This is a genomic window from Pantoea sp. X-Soil-YNGN-844, assembly GCF_059730595.1.
This window is the reverse complement of the sequence record NZ_AP036007.1, coordinates 270,444-293,406: the sequence shown is the minus strand read 5'-3', so window position 1 is coordinate 293,406 and position 22,963 is coordinate 270,444. Positions and strand designations below refer to the sequence as shown.

Annotated in this window: 15 protein-coding genes, 1 tRNA gene, 3 rRNA genes and 1 riboswitch; of the genes, 5 read left to right on the top strand and 14 right to left on the bottom strand. The window is 55.4% G+C overall.

The window, feature by feature from the left end; all coding sequences use genetic code 11:
• Nucleotides 1-115: 115 nt before the first annotated feature.
• Complete coding sequence (gene iclR, locus AC6I8C_RS01255; protein WP_033734860.1) at nt 116-943, top strand: glyoxylate bypass operon transcriptional repressor IclR; 828 nt, start codon at nt 116-118, stop codon at nt 941-943.
• On the opposite strand, the gene aceK is transcribed toward iclR, so the two are convergent.
• From aceK to AC6I8C_RS01215, 8 genes are all read right to left on the bottom strand, one after another.
• Complete coding sequence (aceK, locus tag AC6I8C_RS01250; protein WP_497821383.1) at nt 918-2,666, bottom strand: bifunctional isocitrate dehydrogenase kinase/phosphatase; 1,749 nt, start codon at nt 2,664-2,666, stop codon at nt 918-920. The two genes, iclR and aceK, sit on opposite strands and share 26 nt — an antisense overlap.
• Nucleotides 2,667-2,728: 62 nt before the next feature.
• The gene (gene aceA, locus AC6I8C_RS01245) at nt 2,729-4,030 is read right to left on the bottom strand and encodes an isocitrate lyase (protein WP_497821382.1); all 1,302 of its coding nucleotides are present in this window, start codon (nt 4,028-4,030) and stop codon (nt 2,729-2,731) included.
• A gap of 17 nt (nt 4,031-4,047) precedes the next feature.
• A complete protein-coding gene (gene aceB, locus AC6I8C_RS01240) occupies nt 4,048-5,646 on the bottom strand; it encodes a malate synthase A (protein WP_497821381.1) in 1,599 nt (532 codons plus the stop codon).
• Between the two features lie 262 nt (nt 5,647-5,908).
• On the bottom strand, nt 5,909-6,838 hold the full coding sequence (gene metA / locus AC6I8C_RS01235) for a homoserine O-acetyltransferase MetA (protein ID WP_013359748.1): 930 nt from the start codon (nt 6,836-6,838) through the stop codon (nt 5,909-5,911).
• Nucleotides 6,839-7,017: 179 nt separating this feature from the next.
• Nucleotides 7,018-7,133: ribosomal RNA gene (gene rrf / locus AC6I8C_RS01230) — 5S ribosomal RNA — on the bottom strand.
• A 199-nt stretch (nt 7,134-7,332) separates the two neighbouring features.
• Nucleotides 7,333-10,238 (bottom strand): 23S ribosomal RNA (locus AC6I8C_RS01225).
• A 212-nt stretch (nt 10,239-10,450) separates the two neighbouring features.
• Nucleotides 10,451-10,526, bottom strand: a tRNA-Glu gene (locus tag AC6I8C_RS01220).
• An 86-nt stretch (nt 10,527-10,612) separates the two neighbouring features.
• Nucleotides 10,613-12,152 (bottom strand): 16S ribosomal RNA (locus tag AC6I8C_RS01215).
• Together the 16S, 23S and 5S rRNA genes with 1 tRNA gene alongside form the textbook arrangement of a ribosomal RNA operon.
• A 631-nt stretch (nt 12,153-12,783) precedes the next feature.
• On the opposite strand from AC6I8C_RS01215, the gene purH reads away from it, so the two are divergent.
• Both purH and purD read left to right on the top strand, forming a co-directional pair.
• Nucleotides 12,784-14,373: a bifunctional phosphoribosylaminoimidazolecarboxamide formyltransferase/IMP cyclohydrolase gene (gene purH / locus AC6I8C_RS01210; protein WP_497821380.1), complete on the top strand. Its 1,590-nt coding sequence runs from the start codon at nt 12,784-12,786 to the stop codon at nt 14,371-14,373.
• A gap of 19 nt (nt 14,374-14,392) precedes the next feature.
• Nucleotides 14,393-15,673 (top strand): phosphoribosylamine--glycine ligase, encoded by a 1,281-nt coding sequence (gene purD, locus AC6I8C_RS01205; RefSeq protein ID WP_497821379.1) that lies wholly within the window; start codon nt 14,393-14,395, stop codon nt 15,671-15,673.
• Between the two features lie 32 nt (nt 15,674-15,705).
• Here the strand turns inward: purD and AC6I8C_RS01200 are convergent, their stop codons facing one another.
• The 6 genes from AC6I8C_RS01200 to nudC all read right to left on the bottom strand — a co-directional run bounded on the left by AC6I8C_RS01200 (nt 15,706) and on the right by nudC (nt 20,104).
• Nucleotides 15,706-16,368, bottom strand: coding sequence for a DUF1481 domain-containing protein (locus tag AC6I8C_RS01200; protein ID WP_497821378.1), 663 nt, complete (start codon nt 16,366-16,368; stop codon nt 15,706-15,708).
• A gap of 71 nt (nt 16,369-16,439) precedes the next feature.
• The gene (gene hupA / locus AC6I8C_RS01195; protein ID WP_003850136.1) at nt 16,440-16,712 is read right to left on the bottom strand and encodes a nucleoid-associated protein HU-alpha; all 273 of its coding nucleotides are present in this window, start codon (nt 16,710-16,712) and stop codon (nt 16,440-16,442) included.
• Nucleotides 16,713-16,900: 188 nt separating this feature from the next.
• Entirely contained in the window at nt 16,901-17,491 is a 591-nt protein-coding gene (locus AC6I8C_RS01190) for a YjaG family protein (RefSeq protein ID WP_013359744.1), read from the bottom strand.
• A gap of 63 nt (nt 17,492-17,554) precedes the next feature.
• Nucleotides 17,555-18,223, bottom strand: a complete 669-nt coding sequence (gene nfi, locus AC6I8C_RS01185) for a deoxyribonuclease V (RefSeq protein WP_033734853.1) — start codon at nt 18,221-18,223, stop codon at nt 17,555-17,557.
• Nucleotides 18,224-18,225: 2 nt separating this feature from the next.
• Nucleotides 18,226-19,293: a uroporphyrinogen decarboxylase gene (hemE, locus tag AC6I8C_RS01180; RefSeq protein WP_008927148.1), complete on the bottom strand. Its 1,068-nt coding sequence runs from the start codon at nt 19,291-19,293 to the stop codon at nt 18,226-18,228.
• A 40-nt stretch (nt 19,294-19,333) separates the two neighbouring features.
• Complete coding sequence (gene nudC / locus AC6I8C_RS01175; RefSeq protein ID WP_013359741.1) at nt 19,334-20,104, bottom strand: NAD(+) diphosphatase; 771 nt, start codon at nt 20,102-20,104, stop codon at nt 19,334-19,336.
• Between the two features lie 89 nt (nt 20,105-20,193).
• On the opposite strand from nudC, the gene AC6I8C_RS01170 reads away from it, so the two are divergent.
• Nucleotides 20,194-20,700, top strand: a complete 507-nt coding sequence (locus AC6I8C_RS01170) for an Rsd/AlgQ family anti-sigma factor (protein ID WP_013359740.1) — start codon at nt 20,194-20,196, stop codon at nt 20,698-20,700.
• A 152-nt stretch (nt 20,701-20,852) separates the two neighbouring features.
• Nucleotides 20,853-20,953, top strand: a riboswitch (TPP riboswitch).
• Nucleotides 20,954-21,040: 87 nt separating this feature from the next.
• Nucleotides 21,041-22,963 (top strand): phosphomethylpyrimidine synthase ThiC, encoded by a 1,923-nt coding sequence (gene thiC, locus AC6I8C_RS01165; protein WP_497821377.1) that lies wholly within the window; start codon nt 21,041-21,043, stop codon nt 22,961-22,963.

Below are 22,963 nucleotides of genomic sequence, written 5' to 3'. Positions count from 1 at the left end.
CCTCTTCTGCGACAGGTTCCAGCCATGGTCATACAGGTCTGACCAGAAAACCAGCGTTTGCAAACGGTGTGATTAAAACGAAAATGATTTCCACAATGCAAAAGGAGAGACAACGATGGCAACGCCCGTTCCTGTTAAGCGCGGTAAGAAACCCCGCGGCACCCCTGTCGCCGCACCGGCGGGCGGTCAGGTTCAATCGCTGACGCGCGGCCTGACCCTGCTGGAGCTGATTGCGGATTCTCATGGCAGCGTGGCGCTGACCGAGCTGGCACAGCAGGCGGGCCTGCCTAACTCCACCACGCATCGCCTGCTCAGCACCATGCAACAGCAGGGCTTTGTCCGTCAGGTGGGCGATCTCGGGCTGTGGACAATCGGCGCGCACGCCTTTGTGGTCGGCAGCAGTTTCCTGCAAAGCCGCAATCTGCTGGCGCTGGTCCACCCGGTGCTGCGTAGCCTGATGGAACAGTCCGGTGAGACGGTGAATCTGGCGGTGCTGGATCTCAGCGACCACCAGGCGGTGATCATTGATCAGGTGCAGTGCACCCAGCTGATGAGGATGTCTGCGCCGATTGGCGGCAAACTGCCGATGCACGCGTCAGGCGCAGGCAAAGCCTTTCTGGCCCATCTGGGTGATGAGCAGATCACCGCCCTGCTGCATCAGAAAGGATTGCACTACTACACGCCGAAGACCCTGATGTCGCCGCAGAGCCTGAAAGAGAATCTGGCCCAGGTGCGCAAAGCCGGCTTTTCACTGGATGATGAAGAGCATGCGCTCGGACTGCGCTGTGTCGCCGCGCCCATTTATGATGAACATGGCGAAGCGTTTGCCGCGCTCTCTATCTCCGGTCCCATCGCGCGCATGACAGACGATCGGATTACGGAATTAGGTGCGCTGGTCATCCGCGAAGCGCGTCAGGTTACGCTGGCGTATAGCGGCCGTTGACCGTCTCTGCCGCATAGCGGACGCTGAAACGCTGCGTCTGCCGCCAGGCGATCACCTCTTCCACATGACCCAGAGCGAGGCGCTGCTGCTGCGCGCGCCACCAGCGGGCGTCGAATATCTCCGGATGCAGTTGCAGCAGCAAGGCACCGGTCGCAGCTTCACTGCATAACGCATAGCGGAAGGTTTCCGGGAAGACATCGTCCGGCCCGACGCTGTACCACGGTTCGGCGCTGAGTTCATCCTCCTCATAGCGCGCCGCAGGCACCTCGCGAAAATTCAGCTCCTGCATCGGGCGGATCTCATCGTAGTCGTAGAAAATCACGCGCCCATGGCGGGTTATGCCGAAGTTCTTAAACAGCATGTCGCCAGGAAAGATGTTGGCGGCTGCCAGCTGTTTAATGGCATTGCCATACTCCTCAATGGCGTGTCGTCGCTCAGCGTCGCTGGCCTGCGCCAGATAGAGATTAAGCGGCTGCATACGACGCTCCAGCCACAGATGACGGATGATCAGGCGATCGCCTTCGATATGCAGCTTTTCTGCCACGCAGGCGTGGAGTTCCGCCAGCAGCGCCGGTGAGATACGCGACAACGGCAGCGCAAACTGCTCGAACGCCTGCGTATCCGCCATCCGTCCCACGCGATCGTGCTCTTTGACCTGCTGATAACAGGCGCGGACCTGCGCTTCCGTCACCTCTTTTTGCGGTGCGAAGCGATCTTTGATGACCTTGAACACCCAGTCAAAGCCCGGCAGCGTGAAGACCAGCATCACCATGCCGCGCACGCCGGGCGCGATCTCAAAAGCGGTGTCACCCTCTGCCAGCGCCTGAAGATATTCACGATAGCTTTCAGTTTTACCGTGCTTCTGGCAGCCAATCGCCATATAGCGCTCCGCCAGCGTTTTGCCAGGCAGAATCGGTTGCAGCCAGGCGACCAGCGCCGCAGGCACCGGGGCATACACCATGAAATAGGCACGGGCAAAACCAAAGACAATGCTGGCGTCATTCACATCAGTCAGGCAGCTGTCGATCCACAGCTCGCCGCTGTCAGTGCGCTGGATCGGCAGCAGACAGGGAAAAATGCCTTCCGGCTGATGCAGGCGCGCCACCAGCCAGGCGGTTTTGTTGCGATAGAAGAGTTCACTGTTAACCTCAAGCCAGCCCTGATCCAGCCGGGGGAAATGCGACTGCAGGTGGCGGACAATCCAGCCGACATCACGCGCGCGGTGCTGCCAGGGCAGCGTCAGCGGTAAATCTCCCAGCACCTGATCCACCAATGCCTGCCAGCCCCGCTCCGGCTGATAATGGCGCGACAACGGTCGCAAAGGTGCCACCGGCGCAGTCCGGGACTGAGAGCTGAAAATAAACAGCCGGTCAGGCTGCAGGTCGGTATGTCCATGCAGCCGGCAGTAAACCGAGTTAAAGAAGCTTTCAGCAATTTCATGCCGGGGATAGCCGGGCAGCAGACTTTGATAATGATCCTTGACCCGCAGCCAGAAAATCTCATCCCAGCTGGCCGCGCCATTCAGCACCCGCAGTTGATCGGCGACCAGACTGACGTGATGATCATAGAGATGAATACGGGCCTTCATCGCATGCTGCACTGCCTGCCATTCTGCCTGCTCGAACCGCTGCTGCGCCCCGGCGGTAATATCCAGAAAACGGCCATACTGAGCATCAAAACCCTGCAGGATAGTGTGGGCGATCAGGGATTCACGTGGCGGCATAGTCAGCTCCGGTCAATGCCCGCCCGCGTGGTGCGGGCGGGGAATCCGTCATAGCAGAAGCGTCAGAACTGATGCTCTTCAGTCGAACCGGTGAGCGCGGTGACCGAAGACTTACCGCCCTGAATGATGTTGGTCACCTGATCGAAATAGCCGGTGCCGACTTCCTGCTGATGTGACGAGAAGCTGTAACCGCGATCGCGGGCAGCGAACTCAGGCTGCTGAACCTTTTCAACGTAGTGACGCATCCCTTCGCCCTGGGCATAGGCATGCGCCAGATCGAACATGTTGAACCACATGCTGTGGATGCCCGCCAGCGTGATGAACTGGAAGCGATAGCCCATGTCGCTAAGCGCCTGCTGGAACTTCGCGATGGTGCGGTCGTCGAGGTTCTTCTTCCAGTTGAACGATGGCGAGCAGTTGTAGGCCAGCAGTTTGCCGGGGAAGCGCGCATGGATGGCGTCGGCAAAGCGCTGCGCCATCGCCAGATCCGGCGTCGAGGTTTCGCACCACAGGATGTCAGCATAAGGGGCATAGGCCAGCCCGCGGCTGATCGCCTGTTCAATGCCAGCGTGTGTGCGGAAGAAGCCTTCTGCCGTCCGGTCGCCACGGATAAAAGGACGATCGTATTCATCGCAGTCTGAGGTAATCAGATCCGCGGCGTCGGCATCGGTGCGGGCCAGCAGTACCGTTGGCACGTCCATGACATCCGCAGCCAGCCGCGCCGCCACCAGTTTCTGAATCGCTTCCTGAGTCGGTACCAGCACTTTGCCGCCCATGTGACCGCATTTTTTTACCGCCGCCAGCTGATCTTCGAAGTGAACCGCAGCCGCGCCCGCCTGAATCATCGCCTTCATCAGCTCATACGCATTGAGTACTCCGCCAAAACCGGCTTCCGCATCAGCGACAATCGGCAGAAAGAAATCGGTATACCGGCTATCACCCTTTTCGATACCGCTGGACCACTGAATCTGATCGGCGCGCTGAAAGGTCTGATTGATGCGGGTCACCACTTCCGGCACCGAGTTCACTGGATAGAGCGACTGATCGGGATACATCTGCCCGGCTACGTTGGCATCCGCAGCCACCTGCCAGCCAGAAAGGTAAATTGCTTCAATACCCGCTTTGGCCTGCTGCAGTGCCTGCCCGCCGCTGAGCGCCCCCAGACTGTTGATGTACCCTTTCTTCGCTTCGCCGTTCAGCAGCGCCCATAACTTCTCCGAACCGCGCTCCGCCAGCGTACAGGCGGGCAGGACTGAACCGCGCAGATTGACGACCTCTGCGGCGCTATAAGGGCGGGTAATGCCCTGCCAGCGTGCGGTCTGCCAGAGTTGTTCCAGTTGTTCTATCTGTTGAGTTCGTGTCATGGCAATAGCTCCTCTGTTCAGGGGATCAGGCGGTAGCCTGGCAGGGTAAGAAAGGAAACCAGCTCGCGCTCGGTAGTGATCTGCGCCATCAGCTGCGCCGCGTCGTCATAGCGACCGGCACTAAAGCGGGCTTCGCCCAGCGCGTTTTGCAGCAGATGCAGCTCTTCGTTCAGCCAGCGCAGAAACAGTTCGGCCGTGACCTGCTGACCACTGTTCAGCATTTGCTGATGACGAATCCATTGCCAGATTGAGGTGCGTGCAATCTCAGCAGTAGCGGCATCCTCCATCAGCCCGTCAATCGGCACACAGCCGTTACCACTTATCCAGGCTTCAAGGTATTGCAGCGCGACGCGGATGTTGGCGCGCATCCCCGCTTCGGTGCGCTCACCCTGACAGGGTGCGATTAACTGCTCCGCCGTGATCGGGGCATCTTCTTCACGCATGACATGCAGCTGGTTGGGTCGGTCGCCCAGCACGGCATTGAAGACTGCCATTGCGGTATCTGCCAGGCCCGGATGCGCAATCCAGGTGCCGTCATGCCCGTTGCCCGCCTCCCGTTGTTTATCTTCCGTTACGCGCTGCAATACCCAGGCATTGCGCGTCGGGTCTTTAGCGGGGATCAGGGCTGACATTCCGCCCATCGCGAATGCTCCCCGGCGATGACAGGTTTTAATCAGCAGACGCGAGTAAGCATCCAGAAACGGCTGAGACATGGTGACGGACTGGCGATCCGGCAGGACGCGATCCGGATGCTGTTTCAGGGTTTTGATGTAGCTGAAGATGTAATCCCAGCGGCCACAGTTGAGTCCAACGATGTGATCGCGCAGATTCCACAGGATCTCATCCATCTGAAACACGGCGGGTAAGGTTTCAATCAGCACTGTTGCTTTGATCGTGCCGCGCGGCAGATCGAACTGATCCTCGCTGAAGCTGAAGATCTCACGCCACCATGCGATCTCCTGCCAGCTCTCGGTCTTAGGCAGATAGAAGTAAGGTCCGCTGCCCTTAGCCAGCAAAGGCCGGACGTTGTGGAAGAAATAGAGCGCGAAATCAAACAGTCCGCCCGGAATCGCCTCACCCTGCCAGCTGACATGTTTTTCTGACAAATGCAGGCCGCGAACCCGGCACATCAGCACCGCTGGATTAGCGCCGAGCTGATAAATTTTGCCCGTGTCGCTGGTGTAACTCAGGGTGCCCTGCACCGCTTCGCGCAGTGTCAGCTGCCCGTCAATCAGCTTTGACCACTCCGGCGACAGCGAATCCTCAAAGTCGGCCATAAAAACTTTTACGTTTGCGTTCAGGGCATTAATCACCATTTTTCGCTCGGGTGGCCCCGTAATCTCGACCCGACGATCTTCTAAGTCTGCCGGAATGGGTTGAATATGCCACTCACTGGCTCTTATGGAAGCGGTTTCCATATCGAAGCCTGGCAGATAGCCCTGGTCATATTGCTGCTGACGCTGCTGGCGATCTGATAACAGCACGTCGCGTTGCGGTGCAAAGCGCGCAACCAGCGCCTCCAGAAAAGAGACGGCCTCGGGAGTTAACAACTGCTGTTCAGCATGGTTAAAGGGCTGGCTGAAAGAGAGGGTATGGCTGATCACTGAGTCTGTCATGCTGGCTTTCTCCTGTATTCAAAGGATCGAATGCAGCGGATCCACATGGTGTTCGTTTTGTGAGCGACAGGATCAGAGCATAATCATTTATTTTTCTAAATCAAAAACTATTTCCATTTTTATATATAAATAATTCTATCCCAATGTTTTACATGCAATTAAATTTATTTTTATTAAAGGAACGGATTTCATTAGCGTTTTACAGACGAAAAAAAACCGTGTTGCCTTTGGCTAACACGGTTCAGTTGATCGTCAGGTGGGACTATTCCAGCGTTGGATTCATGCGGCGCAGATCGAACGGGGTGATCTGGTAAACATAGTAGTTAAGCCAGTTCGAGAACAGCAGATTGCCGTGACTTCGCCAGGTGGCGCGCGGTGGCAGAGCCGGATTATCCTGCGGGAAGTAGTTATACGGGACTTCCGGGCTTACTCCCGCTTCATAATCACGATGATACTCACCCGACAACGTCAGCGCATCATACTCCGGGTGACCGGTAACAAACACCAGACGTTTGTCTTTACTCGCCATCAGATAGGCGCCGGTTTGTTCCGATTCAGCAAACAGCTCAAGATCGGTGTAATCCGTGATCAGCTGAGTAGGAAAATCAGCATAGCGTGAGTGTGGCGCAAGGAAATTATCATCAAAACCCCGGGTCAGTAACGCATGGGGATGCAGAATCTGGTGCTCATAGACGCCAGACAGCTTGTTATGCCGGGTTTGCTTGGGAATGCCATACAGAATATTAAGCGCAGCCTGCACAGCCCAGCAGACAAACAGGGTGGAGGTGACGTGCTCATTGGCCCAGTGCAGTACGCGCTGAATCTGGGGCCAGTAGGCGACATCATTAAAATCAACCAGTCCCAGTGGTGCACCTGTCACGATTAAGCCATCGTAGTTGTCGTGCTGGATATCTTCAAAATTGCAGTAAAAATTGTTGAGGTGCTCCGTGGGCGTATTACGTGACTCGCGGCTGTCGATGCGCAGCAGCTGAATATCGATCTGTAAGGGCGAGTTGGAAAGCAGACGCAGAAACTGATTCTCCGTTTCGATCTTTTTCGGCATCAGATTCAGTATAAGCACTTTAAGCGGTCGGATCTCCTGAACACTGGCGCGCGACGATGTCATGACAAAGACATTTTCGTCGCGCAAAAAATTCACTGCCGGTAATTCGTCGGGAACCCTGATTGGCATAACCTGCTCACCTCTCGCAACCATATAAACGTTTAGACATCTGGATGCCCAACATTAGCCTGATCGTTGTAAGATGTCGAGGTTTCATGCAGAAAATGAAAAGGTTTCAGCTTAAAGTGGCAAACAACAGACGTAAAAAAGCCCCGCACTCGCGTGCGGGGCTTCTTCACTTATTTAATGCCTGGCAGTTCCCTACTCTCGCATGGGGAGGCCCCACACTACCATCGGCGCTACGGCGTTTCACTTCTGAGTTCGGCATGGGGTCAGGTGGGACCACCGCGCTAAAGCCGCCAGGCAAATTCTTTGTGCACGAAACGAATCTTTCACGCCATGACCGCGTTGCCATCGCTCGGCCGCACCGGTCACATACTTCAGTATGCTCCCGCTGACGTCCTCGCTCTGCGCCTTGTCACGCCGCAAAATCTTTCGTTTCCGCTAATTTTTATCCGGTACAGGCTGAAAATCGTGTCTCTCAAAAACGCCTCTGGCGTTGTAAGGTTAAGCCTCACGGGTCATTAGTACCGGTTAGCTCAACGCATCGCTGCGCTTACACACCCGGCCTATCAACGTCGTAGTCTTCAACGTCCCTTCAGGACTCTCAAGGAGTCAGGGAGAACTCATCTCGGGGCAAGTTTCGTGCTTAGATGCTTTCAGCACTTATCTTTTCCGCACTTAGCTACCGGGCAATGCCATTGGCATGACAACCCGAACACCAGTGGTGCGTTCACTCCGGTCCTCTCGTACTAGGAGCAACCCCCCTCAATTCTCCAGCGCCCACGGCAGATAGGGACCGAACTGTCTCACGACGTTCTAAACCCAGCTCGCGTACCACTTTAAACGGCGAACAGCCGTACCCTTGGGACCTACTTCAGCCCCAGGATGTGATGAGCCGACATCGAGGTGCCAAACACCGCCGTCGATATGAACTCTTGGGCGGTATCAGCCTGTTATCCCCGGAGTACCTTTTATCCGTTGAGCGATGGCCCTTCCATTCAGAACCACCGGATCACTATGACCTGCTTTCGCACCTGCTCGAGCCGTCACTCTCGCAGTCAAGCCAGCTTATGCCATTGCACTAACCTCACGATGTCCGACCGTGATTAGCTGACCTTCGTGCTCCTCCGTTACTCTTTAGGAGGAGACCGCCCCAGTCAAACTACCCACCAGACACTGTCCGCAGCCCGGATTACGGGCCTACGTTAGAACATCAAACATTAAAGGGTGGTATTTCAAGGTTGGCTCCACGCAGACTGGCGTCCGCGCTTCAAAGCCTCCCACCTATCCTACACATCAAGGCTCAATGTTCAGTGTCAAGCTGTAGTAAAGGTTCACGGGGTCTTTCCGTCTTGCCGCGGGTACACTGCATCTTCACAGCGAGTTCAATTTCACTGAGTCTCGGGTGGAGACAGCCTGGCCATCATTACGCCATTCGTGCAGGTCGGAACTTACCCGACAAGGAATTTCGCTACCTTAGGACCGTTATAGTTACGGCCGCCGTTTACCGGGGCTTCGATCAAGAGCTTCTCCTTGCGGATAACCCCATCAATTAACCTTCCGGCACCGGGCAGGCGTCACACCGTATACGTCCACTTTCGTGTTTGCACAGTGCTGTGTTTTTAATAAACAGTTGCAGCCAGCTGGTATCTTCGACTGGCTTCGGCTCGGGGAGTAAATCCCTCCACCTACGCGCCAGCGTGCCTTCTCCCGAAGTTACGGCACCATTTTGCCTAGTTCCTTCACCCGAGTTCTCTCAAGCGCCTTGGTATTCTCTACCTGACCACCTGTGTCGGTTTGGGGTACGATTCTGTGTTACCTGATGCTTAGAGGCTTTTCCTGGAAGCTGGGCATTTATCACTTCAGCACCGTAGTGCCTCGTCGTCACGCCTCAGCGTTGATAAGGGACCGGATTTACCTGGACCCTCCGCCTACACGCTTAAACCGGGACAACCGTCGCCCGGCTGATATAGCCTTCTCCGTCCCCCCTTCGCAGTAACACCGAGTACAGGAATATTAACCTGTTTCCCATCGACTACGCCTTTCGGCCTCGCCTTAGGGGTCGACTCACCCTGCTCCGATTAACGTTGAACAGGAACCCTTGGTCTTCCGGCGAGCGGGCTTTTCACCCGCTTTATCGTTACTTATGTCAGCATTCGCACTTCTGATACCTCCAGCATGCCTCACAGCACACCTTCGACGGCTTACAGAACGCTCCCCTACCCAACAACACATAGTGTCGCTGCCGCAGCTTCGGTGCATGGTTTAGCCCCGTTACATCTTCCGCGCAGGCCGACTCGACCAGTGAGCTATTACGCTTTCTTTAAATGATGGCTGCTTCTAAGCCAACATCCTGGCTGTCTGTGCCTTCCCACATCGTTTCCCACTTAACCATGACTTTGGGACCTTAGCTGGCGGTCTGGGTTGTTTCCCTCTTCACGACGGACGTTAGCACCCGCCGTGTGTCTCCCGTGATAACATTCTCCGGTATTCGCAGTTTGCATCGGGTTGGTAAGCCGGGATGGCCCCCTAGCCGAAACAGTGCTCTACCCCCGGAGATGAGTTCACGAGGCGCTACCTAAATAGCTTTCGGGGAGAACCAGCTATCTCCCGGTTTGATTGGCCTTTCACCCCCAGCCACAGGTCATCCGCTAATTTTTCAACATTAGTCGGTTCGGTCCTCCAGTTAGTGTTACCCAACCTTCAACCTGCCCATGGCTAGATCACCGGGTTTCGGGTCTATACCCTGCAACTTAACGCCCAGTTAAGACTCGGTTTCCCTGCGGCTCCCCTATACGGTTAACCTTGCTACAGAATATAAGTCGCTGACCCATTATACAAAAGGTACGCAGTCACCCCATAAAGAGGCTCCCACTGCTTGTACGTACACGGTTTCAGGTTCTGTTTCACTCCCCTCGCCGGGGTTCTTTTCGCCTTTCCCTCACGGTACTGGTTCACTATCGGTCAGTCAGGAGTATTTAGCCTTGGAGGATGGTCCCCCCATATTCAGACAGGATACCACGTGTCCCGCCTTACTCATCGAGCTCACAGCACGTGTGCTTTTGTGTACGGGAGTATCACCCTGTACCCTGCGACTTTCCAGACGCTTCCACTAACACACATGCTGATTCAGGCTCTGGGCTGCTCCCCGTTCGCTCGCCGCTACTGGGGGAATCTCGGTTGATTTCTTTTCCTCGGGGTACTTAGATGTTTCAGTTCCCCCGGTTCGCCTTGCAGCACTATGTATTCATGCTGCAATGATGCACAGAGTGCACCGGGTTTCCCCATTCGGACATCGACGGCTGTAGCGGTTCATATCACCTTACCGTCGCTTTACGCAGATTAGCACGTCCTTCATCGCCTCTGACTGCCTGGGCATCCACCGTGTACGCTTAGTCGCTTAACCTCACAACCCACAGGCGTTTTTCAACGCTGTAGGTCACGAGCATTTGAGAGACTCGAACGCATCGCTCTGTCATTCCTTATTACGGAGGAATGACGCGCTGCGTCGTTTCAATTTTCAGCTTGTTCCGGATTGTTAAAGAGCAATATCTTAAACATGACTCGTAAGTCATCTTTAAGATATGTGGGCAACATCTTTCACCTGTCACCAAGCTTTGGCGTCCCCTAGGGGATTCGAACCCCTGTTACCGCCGTGAAAGGGCGGTGTCCTGGGCCTCTAGACGAAGGGGACAATTAAGTCTGTCTTCGAAAGACACTTTGCTCGTTATTTTCTATCAGACAATCTGTGTGGACACTGCGCGGGAAGGTATCTTCAGGTAAGGAGGTGATCCAACCGCAGGTTCCCCTACGGTTACCTTGTTACGACTTCACCCCAGTCATGAATCACAAAGTGGTAAGCGCCCTCCCGAAGGTTAAGCTACCTACTTCTTTTGCAACCCACTCCCATGGTGTGACGGGCGGTGTGTACAAGGCCCGGGAACGTATTCACCGTGGCATTCTGATCCACGATTACTAGCGATTCCGACTTCACGGAGTCGAGTTGCAGACTCCGATCCGGACTACGACGCACTTTGTGAGGTCCGCTTGCTCTCGCGAGGTCGCTTCTCTTTGTATGCGCCATTGTAGCACGTGTGTAGCCCTACTCGTAAGGGCCATGATGACTTGACGTCATCCCCACCTTCCTCCGGTTTATCACCGGCAGTCTCCTTTGAGTTCCCGACCGAATCGCTGGCAACAAAGGATAAGGGTTGCGCTCGTTGCGGGACTTAACCCAACATTTCACAACACGAGCTGACGACAGCCATGCAGCACCTGTCTCACGGTTCCCGAAGGCACTAAGGCATCTCTGCCGAATTCCGTGGATGTCAAGAGTAGGTAAGGTTCTTCGCGTTGCATCGAATTAAACCACATGCTCCACCGCTTGTGCGGGCCCCCGTCAATTCATTTGAGTTTTAACCTTGCGGCCGTACTCCCCAGGCGGTCGACTTAACGCGTTAGCTCCGGAAGCCACGCCTCAAGGGCACAACCTCCAAGTCGACATCGTTTACGGCGTGGACTACCAGGGTATCTAATCCTGTTTGCTCCCCACGCTTTCGCACCTGAGCGTCAGTCTTTGTCCAGGGGGCCGCCTTCGCCACCGGTATTCCTCCAGATCTCTACGCATTTCACCGCTACACCTGGAATTCTACCCCCCTCTACAAGACTCAAGCCTGCCAGTTTCAAATGCAGTTCCCAGGTTAAGCCCGGGGATTTCACATCTGACTTAACAGACCGCCTGCGTGCGCTTTACGCCCAGTAATTCCGATTAACGCTTGCACCCTCCGTATTACCGCGGCTGCTGGCACGGAGTTAGCCGGTGCTTCTTCTGCGGGTAACGTCAATCGATGCGGTTATTAACCGCACCGCCTTCCTCCCCGCTGAAAGTACTTTACAACCCGAAGGCCTTCTTCATACACGCGGCATGGCTGCATCAGGCTTGCGCCCATTGTGCAATATTCCCCACTGCTGCCTCCCGTAGGAGTCTGGACCGTGTCTCAGTTCCAGTGTGGCTGGTCATCCTCTCAGACCAGCTAGGGATCGTCGCCTAGGTGGGCCATTACCCCGCCTACTAGCTAATCCCATCTGGGTTCATCCGATAGTGAGAGGCCTGAAGGTCCCCCTCTTTGGTCTTGCGACGTTATGCGGTATTAGCCACCGTTTCCAGTGGTTATCCCCCTCTATCGGGCAGATCCCCAGACATTACTCACCCGTCCGCCACTCGTCACCCAAGAGCAAGCTCTCTGTGCTACCGTCCGACTTGCATGTGTTAGGCCTGCCGCCAGCGTTCAATCTGAGCCATGATCAAACTCTTCAATTTAAGTTTGATTTGCTTAAACAAGTTAAGCGGTGCTCATCTGTAAAACGTCATAATGAATTTCATTATGTGTTCACTCGTGAGGCTTTGATATTTTGCTGCGTCCGGAGACGCTGATATCAATCCTGCGAGTGCCCACACAGATTGTCTGATAAATTGTTAAAGAGCAGTGCGAACAGTGCGTTAGCGTCCTGTCGCGAGGTGGCGTATATTACGCTTTCCTCCTGCAGAGTCAACTTCTTTCTCAGAAGTTTTTCTCCGGCGGCGCAGTCTCCTGTGCCTCTCAACCCGTTTCCCGTTGCCGGTGTTCCGTGTCGATGGAGGCGCATTATAGGGAGTTCGCGCAGAGGCGCAACCCATAAAATGCATAAAAAAGCGCGTTCGCTGCATTCCACAGCAAAAGCCGCTGTTATACGCAGTTACGCACAATGTTATCCACACAGAGCGGGCTAATCGAATTTAGGCGAGCATCACGCAAACGTTTTCGCTACAATGCCGGGCAATATTCCGGACCCCCTTATCGGGGCGTTACCTGAGGTTTTTGATCTTTTCTTCTTATATAGAAGAGAAAACCGCGATAAAACCTGATGTAACGCTCTTATATACGCGAAACAAAGCCAAGGGATAAACCACCATGCAACAACCTCGTCCTGTACGCCGCGCATTGCTCAGTGTCTCTGACAAAGCCGGTATCCTCGAATTTGCTCAGGCGCTCTCCCAGCGCGGTGTCGAACTGCTCTCCACAGGTGGAACCGCTCGCCTGCTGGCGGATGCGGGCCTGGCTGTCACCGAAGTCTCTGACTACACCGGTTTCCCGGAAATGATGGATGGACGCGTCAAAACCCTGCATCCGAAAGTGCATGGCGGCATTTTAGGTCGTCGCGGCCAGGATGATGCCATCATGGCGCAGCACGACATCAGCCCAATCGACATGGTGGTCGTTAACCTCTATCCCTTTGCACAGACGGTCGCCCGTGAAGGATGTTCACTGGAAGATGCGGTGGAAAACATCGATATCGGTGGCCCGACCATGGTGCGCTCTGCTGCCAAGAACCATAAAGATGTCGCCATTGTGGTCAGCAGCAGCGACTACAACGCCATCATTGCTGAAATGGACGCTCACGAGAACGCGCTGACACTCGAGACCCGTTTCGATCTGGCCATCAAGGCCTTCGAACACACCGCCGCGTATGACAGCATGATCGCTAACTACTTCGGTACCCTGGTGCCTGCCTATCACGGCGAACGCAATCAGCCCGCCGGCCGTTTCCCACGGACGCTGAATCTGAACTTCATCAAGAAGCAGGATATGCGTTACGGCGAGAACAGCCATCAGGATGCTGCCTTCTATATAGAAGAGAATATCACTGAAGCCTCAGTAGCGACCGCGCAGCAGGTTCAGGGCAAAGCGCTCTCCTATAACAATATTGCTGACACAGATGCGGCACTGGAGTGTGTGAAAGAGTTCAGTGAACCCGCGTGCGTCATCGTTAAGCATGCCAACCCTTGTGGTGTCGCAACCGGTGACGATCTGCTGGCAGCCTACGAGCGTGCTTACCAGACCGACCCCACTTCCGCGTTTGGCGGCATCATTGCCTTTAACCGCGAGCTGGATGAAGCAACGGCGCAGGCCATTATCAGCCGCCAGTTTGTTGAGGTGATCATCGCGCCCGCCGTTTCCGAAGCCGCGCTGAAAATTACCGCTGCGAAGCAGAATGTCCGTGTCCTGATCTGCGGCCAATGGCAAAACCGTACCGCCGCGCTGGATTTCAAACGCGTCAACGGCGGCCTGCTGGTCCAGGATCGCGATCTTGGCATGGTGGAAGCCAGCCAGCTGCGTGTCGTCAGCAAGCGCCAGCCAACCGGGCAGGAACTGCGCGATGCACTGTTCTGCTGGAAAGTCGCGAAGTTCGTTAAGTCCAATGCCATTGTGTATGCACGCGACAACATGACTATCGGCATTGGTGCGGGTCAGATGAGCCGCGTTTACTCCGCAAAAATTGCAGGTATTAAAGCAGCCGATGAAGGTCTGGAAGTGAAAGGCTCAGCCATGGCGTCAGATGCCTTCTTCCCGTTCCGCGATGGTATTGATGCTGCCGCCGCGGCAGGCGTGAGCTGCGTTATCCAGCCAGGCGGCTCCATCCGCGATGAAGAAGTGATTGCGGCAGCGGATGAGCATAACATTGCGATGATCTTCACCGACATGCGTCACTTCCGCCATTAATCGATTCGGAGAGTAACAGATGAAAATTTTAGTAATCGGCAACGGCGGACGTGAACATGCTCTGGCCTGGAAAGCGGCCCAGTCGCCACTGGCGGAAACCGTATTTGTCGCGCCGGGTAATGCGGGCACGGCATTAGAGCCTGCGCTGCAGAATGTCGCAATCGGAGCCACCGACATCCCTGCTCTGCTTGAGTTTGCTCAGCGTGAAAAGATCGATCTGACGATTGTCGGACCGGAAGCGCCGCTGGTGATTGGCGTCGTAGATGCCTTCCGTGAAGCGGGGCTGGCTATCTTTGGTCCGACGCAGGCCGCGGCACAGCTGGAAGGCTCTAAAGCCTTTACCAAAGATTTCCTGGCGCGTCACCAGATCCCCAGCGCAGCGTATCAGAACTTTACCGATGTTGAGCCTGCTCTTGCGTATCTGCGTGAGAAAGGCGCGCCCATCGTTATCAAAGCCGACGGCCTGGCCGCAGGTAAAGGCGTCATTGTCGCGATGACGCTGCAGGAAGCTGAAGATGCGGTTCAGGATATGCTGGCCGGTAACGCCTTTGGCGATGCCGGACACCGTATTGTGATTGAAGAGTTTCTGGATGGCGAAGAAGCCAGCTTCATCGTGATGGTGGACGGCGAGAATGTGCTGCCTATGGCCACCAGCCAGGATCATAAACGTGTCGGCGATGGCGATACCGGTCCGAACACCGGTGGCATGGGCGCTTACTCACCGGCACCGGTGGTCACCGATGAGATCCACCAGCGCGTGATGGATCAGGTTATCTGGCCGACCGTGCGTGGCATGGCGGCTGAAGGCAACGTCTACACCGGTTTTCTCTATGCCGGCCTGATGATCGATCACACCGGGCAGCCGAAAGTGATCGAATTTAACTGCCGCTTCGGCGACCCGGAAACGCAGCCGATCATGCTGCGCCTGCAGTCGGATCTGGTCGATCTTTGCCTGGCTGCCTGCGACGGCAAGCTGGATCAGAAAACGTCACAATGGGATCCCCGCCCTGCGCTGGGTGTGGTACTGGCGGCCGGCGGTTATCCGGGTGATTACGCTCAGGGCGATCAGATTCATGGCCTGCCACTGGAAGAAGTGGCTGACGGCAAGGTTTTCCACGCCGGAACACGTCTGGAAGAGGATCGGGTGTTGACGAACGGTGGCCGCGTGCTGTGCGTCACCGCACTGGGTGACGATGTGGCTGCGGCACAAAAGCGGGCTTACGAGCTGACAAAGCCGATCTCCTGGCAGGGCAGATTCTGTCGCCGCGATATCGGCTATCGCGCTATTAATCGCAAATAAGCAAAGGGGGCACATGGTGCCCCCTCTTCAATTCACATATCGTCTTCTGTCGGCTGCTGTGAGCAGTCATCCTGCTGGCTGACCCGCAACAACTGTATCCCTTCAGGCGCTTCAAGCCATGACACCATCAGCGGTGCCGATGCGCTACGCTGCTGCTGTATCAGCATCTGCAGATCGTCAGCATCAAAAGCGGGTCTGACCTGCTGGCCTTCACAACTCTCCAGCACATTATTTCCCAGCCAGTGTCCCTGTTTCAGAAACACCTGACCGCTTAACAGCGCATCGCTGAGGTTACGCATGCGCTGAGCATCAAACTTATAGAGTTCAACTGCATCCGGGCTGACCGCTTCACGTCGGCCTGCAAGCTGGCGCTGCATGAAGTTGAGACCACCTGCCTGGTCAAAACGCAGGGTCACATCGTCAGGTTGCTTGCCCTTTACCTGACGCTGAATGCTGACCAATGACTCTTCCAGCCAGACATAGTCAGTCACTTCACCTTCCCCGCCACTGAACGGCGTATAGAGGGTGCGAATATGAACCGACTGATGGTCGCTATTTTTGCGCCAGATACGCACAACACCACGATCGGCAAGATAGCCACTGGCAGAAAAGGGAGGAATATCCGGAGTCGAGCTGCAGCCGAAAAGAAACAGAGAGAGAAACAGAACAGATAAACGCGGTAACAGCGAAGTCATGATGGCTGGCCTCTTAAAAACAAAAGGGGCGAAACGCCCCCTGTTTTAAAGCTTAACCGCAGTGCGACGTCTTACTTAACGGCGTCTTTCAGCGCTTTACCAGACACGAATGCCGGTACGTTTGCTGCAGCGATTTTGATCTCTTTGCCAGTCTGCGGGTTACGACCGGTACGCTCAGCGCGGTGGTTCACTTTAAAAGTACCAAAACCAACCAGTTGTACAGCATCACCATCTTTCAGAGACTCAGTGATCGCAGCCAGAGTAGATTCCAGCGCTGCCTTTGCCTGGGTTTTAGACAGGTCAGCTTTTTCTGCGATCACATCAATCAGTTGAGTCTTGTTCATAAGTTATCCTTAAAGTGTATTTATCGCTTGCTAAGCAACGAGTGCGAGGGAAAAGCCATATTCTGGCACTCTTCTGCCTGCACGCACCGATAGCCACAATTTTCAGCCCCCCAAATGTAGACCAGACAGGGGGCCAATGTGAAGCCTTCAGGCGCGCTAATTCGGGCCTGAAGTCACGTTTTATCGCCTTACTGCTGGAAATTTATACCGATGTTGCTAATTCCCGCTTCACGCAGGTCAGATCGCAGACCTTTAATCAATTCAAGGTCGCGCTCTTCACACTCCGCCAGCAGACGGAAAATCTCCCACTGGAGGTCCCACTCATCGATGATAGCCGGGTTTTCACGCAGCTCTTCATCGGTCATTTCGCGTCCAGCCTGGGTCATCTCCAGCATAGCGACAGTGGTAATTGAGGTCTCGCTGACTTCAATAGCATGCTCAAGCGTTTCGCCGCTCAGCTGCGCATGGACGACTTCGCTTAATGCCACACAGGCATCGATAGCCGGATAAACGCCGTAAACCTCAAATGCATCGCCATCAGGAATGGCGGCTTCGAGTTTTTCCAGCTGGCTGTCGAAGTTAATCTTCGCATCTTTAACCGTCAGGTTTTCCCAGATCAGATCAAGAATCCGGCGATAGAGTGCCGGATCGGCAAATTCAGTCTGCTCGCAGAATGCGCGATAGTTGGGATACATGCGTTCGCACAGGCAGGCCATAAAAGTCAGGTGCTGCCAGCTTTCCAGCTTCGCCAGACGCAGATGAACGGGGTTCTGTAACATAAAGGTGGCTCTTATTCGTTTCTCTGGCCGCAGTGTAACTGCAAAACCGCAGCACAAACAGTGTTAAAGCGCGTTTTGCCAGCGCTGGAAAGCGGTTCGGTTAGAGGCAACCGCATCGGCCCAGCGGGTCGGTTCCGGCAACCGGTAACCGCGCGTACAGTTTTCGACCCACTGCAGCGCCGTATCCAGGCTGACACGATGACCGGTGGCGACAAACAGCGGATTACAACGCAGCTTGCTGCGCCATACCCAGCCTATCTGCTCACCTTTGTCGATCAGCGGCTGACGGCTGCCAGGCTGCGCATCCAGATCGTCAAAACGACCGCAGAGACGACTTTTCGCAACGCCAATCGTGGGCACATCCACCAGCAGGCCAAAATGCGATGCAACGCCCAGTCGTCTTGGATGCGAAATACCGTGTCCATCCACAAACAGCAGATCAGGCTTTTGCTCCAGCATCTGCCAGGCAGCCATCAGCGCCGGATATTCACGGAAGGAGAGAAAGCCCGGAATATAGGGCATGGTGGTCTCAACGCGAGCGATGCGATGCTCCACCAGCTTTAACGAGGGATATTCCAGTATCACCATCGCCGCCCGCGTGATGGTGCCGTCCTGCTCAAATCCAACGTCTGCCCCGCCAATAAAGCGGGGCGGCAGCACGTCAAAGTCATCTTCACGCACCACGTCAGCGGCGCGTTGTAACTGCTCAGCGCGAAGTGCGGCAATGTCCATGATTACTCCTGATGCCAGGGACGTGATAAACGATGCACAGCCTCAACAAAGACACCGGCATTTTCGGGCGGAACATCCTGATGAATGCCATGCCCCAGATTAAAGACGTGACCAGTGCCTGAGCCAAAACGCTCCAGAATACCAGCCACCTCCTGTTCGATACGTTCAGGTGCCGCATAGAGCATAGAGGGATCCATGTTGCCCTGCAGCGCAACTTTGTCGCCTACGCGACGGCGCGCATCATCAATATCGGTGGTCCAGTCGAGACCCAGCGCATCACAACCGGTGGCTGCCATCGCTTCCAGCCACTGTCCGCCGCCTTTGGTAAAGAGCGTCACCGGCACGCGGCGGCCGTCGTTTTCACGCAGCAGGCCATCGACAATCTTGTGCATGTAGTGCAGGGAGAATTCGCGATAGTCACGACCGGTCAGCACGCCGCCCCAGGTATCAAAGACCATGACGGACTGCGCACCTGCGCGGATCTGAGCGTTGAGATAGAGGATGACACTGTCGGCCAGCTTATCCAGCATCGCGTGCAGCGTCGCGGGATCGGCATACATCATCTTCTTAATTTTGGTAAACGCCTTGCTGCTGCCGCCTTCCACCATGTAGGTGGCCAGCGTCCACGGACTGCCGGAGAAGCCAATCAGCGGCAGATCGCCATTCAGGTTTTTACGGATGGTGCGGACCGCATTCATCACATAGCCCAGCTCCATTTCAGGATCGGGCACCGGCAAACGCTCAACGTCGGCGCGACAGGTGACAGGGTTAGAGAAACGCGGGCCTTCGCCAGTTTCAAAGTAGAGACCCAGTCCCATCGCATCCGGAATGGTCAGGATGTCACTGAAGAGGATGGCGGCATCCAGCGGATAACGGCGCAGCGGCTGCAGGGTCACTTCACAGGCCAGCTCGGCGTTTTTACACAGCGACATAAAGTCACCCGCCTGGGCGCGTGTCGCTTTGTACTCCGGCAAATAGCGCCCGGCTTGTCGCATCATCCATACCGGCGTGACATCGACCGGCTGACGTAACAGGGCACGCAAATAACGATCATTCTTCAGTTCACTCATCTCAACACTCTCTCAATAACAGGCGTGTAGTGTAGCACTTTCACGCTTCGGCGCGGCACAGGGCGACGGTATCTTCAATCAGGCGGCGTGCCACGGTGCCTGGCGGTGGCAGCAAAGGCAGCGCATCAAAACGGAACCAGGCGGCATCCAGCAGCTCTTTACCGTCGTGTTGCAGATCGCCACTGTCATACTCCGCCATAAAAGCGGTCATTAGCGATTGCGGGAAGGGCCACGGCTGGGAGGTCACGTAACGGACGTTTTTGACGCGGATATTGCTCTCTTCCATCACTTCCCGGGCAACGGCCTGCTCCAGCGTCTCGCCGACCTCTACAAAACCGGCCAGCACGGTGTAGACCTTGTTGCGATGGCGGGCATGATTCGCCAGCAGGATTTCATCGCCGCGACGGATAGCCACAATGATGCAGGGCGCGATCTGCGGATAGTAACGCTCACGGCAATGGCTGCAGAGACAGGCAAATTCATGTTTGCTGTGGTGCATCTCATGGCCGCAATAGCCGCACCAGCGATGAGAACGGTAGAACTCCGCCAGCTGTACACCGCGACCCACCAGCTGAAACAGCTCCACATCCTGATCGATCAGCTGTCGCACGGAGAACATATCGGAAGAACGCGGCTCACAAATCAACCAGACTTTTTCGCCCTGCCATTCACCAATGGTCCGGGCCTTACTGCCGGTTAAACCAAATTTTTCGGCGTTTCCGTGGGGTAAATCACCTTGTGGCAACCAAAGTTTCTGTTCATGGCTGACAATCCACCATCCAGCGTCTACGCTTGAGATTTCGCATTGCATTTATTTCGTCATCCTTAGCGTCAACCCGCACGCTGAAGCCCTGATGTTAAGTGTGTAGATAAACAACTATAACTCACATGGAGTTAGATATGCTTAACCAGTTAGACGTCCTGGCTGAACGCGTAGGTGGCAGTAATGAACTGGTCGATTCGTGGCTTGAAGCGCGCCGCCAGCTACTGGTGACCTATTATCACCTGGTCGGTCTTAAACCTAAAAAAGAGGCGCTGACGCGTCTTGACGAGCAGGCGCTCGACAACTTCTGTCACGGCCTGGTCGACTATCTTTCTGCCGGTCACTTCAGTATCTATGAGCGCGTAATCAGCGAAATGAGTGGCGACAGCCCGATGATCGCTGCCGCGCAGATCTACCCTCCGCTGGAAGCGAATACTGAGCGTCTGATGCAGCTGTATGACGGTCACCTGCAGCAGGCGATTGACGATGAAAACTGCATGACCTTCCAGCAGGCACTCTCCGAAGTGGGCGAAGTGCTGGAATCACGCTTTACGCTGGAAGATAAGCTGATCCAGCTGGCCTGGGATAACCAGCTTGCTACGCCGCCAGTGGCGAATGACAGCCATATCGCGCGTCCGGCTTGATGGTTAACAACGGCAAAGGGCTTGAGATTATCCCGTAGCCCTTTTATGCTGAACAGGTTCTGAGGAGTACTTTCCAAAGAACCTTTTTTATTTTAGCGTTGAAATGTAAGGTTTTTACGCCCGGGTCTGTTATCAGACACCCGCGTAAAAACTGCTTCTTGTCGGAGTGCCCAGTTGGGCTGAGACCGTTAATTCGGGATCCGCGGAACCTGACCAGGTTAGAACCTGCGTAGGGAACAAGAGTAAAAATTCTCTGTATGCCAGCATGCCTGTGCTGTCTATACGGTTACTCCTTCCGAACTCCGGACAAGCATCGTTCCCCCTTAACAGGAAGATTGCTATGTCTGACCCAAAAATGACCCGTCGTGAACAACGTGCCCAGGCGCAGGAATTTATCGATTCCCTGCAAAGCGGCAGTGCTTTTCCCCAGTCCCGTCGCATCTGGATTACCGGCAGCCGGGAAGATATTCGCGTGCCGATGCGTGAAATCACCCTAAGCCCGACCCACATCGGCGGCAGCAAAGAACAACCTCTCTATGAGAAAAATGAAGCGGTGCCGGTCTATGACACGGCGGGTGCTTATGGTGATACCGCGGCGCAGATCGATGTGCATCGTGGTCTGGAAAAGCTGCGCGCTCGCTGGATTGCTGAGCGCGACGACAGTGAGCTTCTCGAACAGAACAGCTCGGGCTATACCCAGCAGCGGCTGGCTGACGAGGGGCTGGATCATCTGCGCTTCGATCACCTGCCGACACCGCGCCGCGCCCGTGCAGGCCGTCGTGTCACGCAACTGCACTATGCCCGTCAGGGCACGATTACCCCGGAGATGGAGTTCATCGCCCTGCGGGAAAACATGGGCCGTGAGCGAATCCGCAGTGAGGTACTGCTGCAACAGCATCCGGGGCACAGTTTTGGCGCACATCTGCCCGCCGACATCACCCCCGAGTTTGTCCGTCAGGAGGTCGCTGCCGGACGCGCCATCATCCCTGCCAATATCAATCACCCGGAATCGGAGCCGATGATCATTGGTCGTAACTTCCTGGTTAAGGTCAACGCTAATATCGGTAACTCGGCAGTCACCTCTTCTATCGAGGAAGAAGTGGAAAAGCTGGTCTGGTCGACCCGCTGGGGTGCCGATACGGTGATGGATCTCTCTACCGGTCGCTATATTCATGAAACGCGAGAATGGATTTTGCGAAACAGCCCGGTGCCCATCGGTACCGTGCCGATTTATCAGGCGCTGGAAAAAGTGAATGGCGTGGCTGAGGCGCTGAACTGGGAAATATTCCGGGACACGCTGCTGGAGCAGGCGGAACAGGGCGTCGATTACTTCACTATCCACGCGGGCGTGCTGCTGCGTTATGTCCCGATGACGGCGAAACGTCTCACCGGGATTGTGTCGCGGGGGGGATCGATTATGGCGAAATGGTGCCTGTCGCATCATCAGGAGAGCTTCCTGTATGAGCACTTCCGGGAGATTTGTGAAATCTGCGCCGCTTACGATGTCTCCCTGTCGCTGGGTGATGGTCTGCGTCCGGGTTCCATTCAGGATGCCAACGATGAGGCGCAGTTTGCCGAACTACGAACCCTGGGTGAACTGACGCGTATTGCCTGGGAGTATGACGTTCAGGTGATGATTGAAGGTCCGGGACATGTGCCGATGCATATGATCCGCCGTAATATGACCGAACAGCTCGACCTGTGCGATGAAGCCCCCTTCTACACGCTTGGCCCGCTGACCACTGATATCGCGCCCGGCTACGACCATTTCACCTCGGGTATCGGTGCCGCCATGATTGGCTGGTTTGGTTGCGCCATGCTGTGCTACGTCACGCCCAAAGAGCATCTGGGTCTGCCGAACAAAGAGGACGTGAAGCAGGGATTGATCACCTACAAAATCGCGGCGCATGCTGCCGATCTGGCGAAAGGCCACCCCGGTGCGCAGATCCGTGATAACGCCATGTCCAAAGCGCGCTTTGAATTCCGCTGGGAAGATCAGTTTAACCTGGCGCTGGATCCCCATACGGCAAGGGCAATGCATGATGAAACCCTGCCGCAGGAGTCGGGCAAGGTGGCCCATTTCTGCTCGATGTGCGGCCCCAAATTCTGCTCGATGAAAATTTCCCAGGAAGTGCGCGAGTTTGCAGCACGTCAGGATGCCCGCACCGAACCGGTAGAGGTAGGCATGGCGCAGATGTCAGACCGTTTTCGCAGCCACGGCGGTGAACTGTATCACCCCGCCGATGCCCTTAAGGAGGAGTAA

Bases quoted from the DNA above. Each gene is read 5' to 3' on its own strand.
- iclR (WP_033734860.1), top strand. From the start codon at position 116: ATGGCAACGCCCGTTCCTGTTAAGCGCGGTAAGAAACCCCGCGGCACC.
- purH (WP_497821380.1), top strand. From the start codon at position 12,784: ATGCAACAACCTCGTCCTGTACGCCGCGCATTGCTCAGTGTCTCTGAC.
- hemE (WP_008927148.1), bottom strand. From the start codon at position 19,293: ATGAGTGAACTGAAGAATGATCGTTATTTGCGTGCCCTGTTACGTCAG.
- AC6I8C_RS01170 (WP_013359740.1), top strand. From the start codon at position 20,194: ATGCTTAACCAGTTAGACGTCCTGGCTGAACGCGTAGGTGGCAGTAAT.
- metA (WP_013359748.1), bottom strand. From the start codon at position 6,838: ATGCCAATCAGGGTTCCCGACGAATTACCGGCAGTGAATTTTTTGCGC.
- aceK (WP_497821383.1), bottom strand. From the start codon at position 2,666: ATGCCGCCACGTGAATCCCTGATCGCCCACACTATCCTGCAGGGTTTT.
- nfi (WP_033734853.1), bottom strand. From the start codon at position 18,223: ATGGACATTGCCGCACTTCGCGCTGAGCAGTTACAACGCGCCGCTGAC.
- thiC (WP_497821377.1), top strand. From the start codon at position 21,041: ATGTCTGACCCAAAAATGACCCGTCGTGAACAACGTGCCCAGGCGCAG.
- aceB (WP_497821381.1), bottom strand. From the start codon at position 5,646: ATGACAGACTCAGTGATCAGCCATACCCTCTCTTTCAGCCAGCCCTTT.
- purD (WP_497821379.1), top strand. From the start codon at position 14,393: ATGAAAATTTTAGTAATCGGCAACGGCGGACGTGAACATGCTCTGGCC.
- aceA (WP_497821382.1), bottom strand. From the start codon at position 4,030: ATGACACGAACTCAACAGATAGAACAACTGGAACAACTCTGGCAGACC.
- AC6I8C_RS01190 (WP_013359744.1), bottom strand. From the start codon at position 17,491: ATGTTACAGAACCCCGTTCATCTGCGTCTGGCGAAGCTGGAAAGCTGG.
- nudC (WP_013359741.1), bottom strand. From the start codon at position 20,104: ATGCAATGCGAAATCTCAAGCGTAGACGCTGGATGGTGGATTGTCAGC.
- hupA (WP_003850136.1), bottom strand. From the start codon at position 16,712: ATGAACAAGACTCAACTGATTGATGTGATCGCAGAAAAAGCTGACCTG.
- AC6I8C_RS01200 (WP_497821378.1), bottom strand. From the start codon at position 16,368: ATGACTTCGCTGTTACCGCGTTTATCTGTTCTGTTTCTCTCTCTGTTT.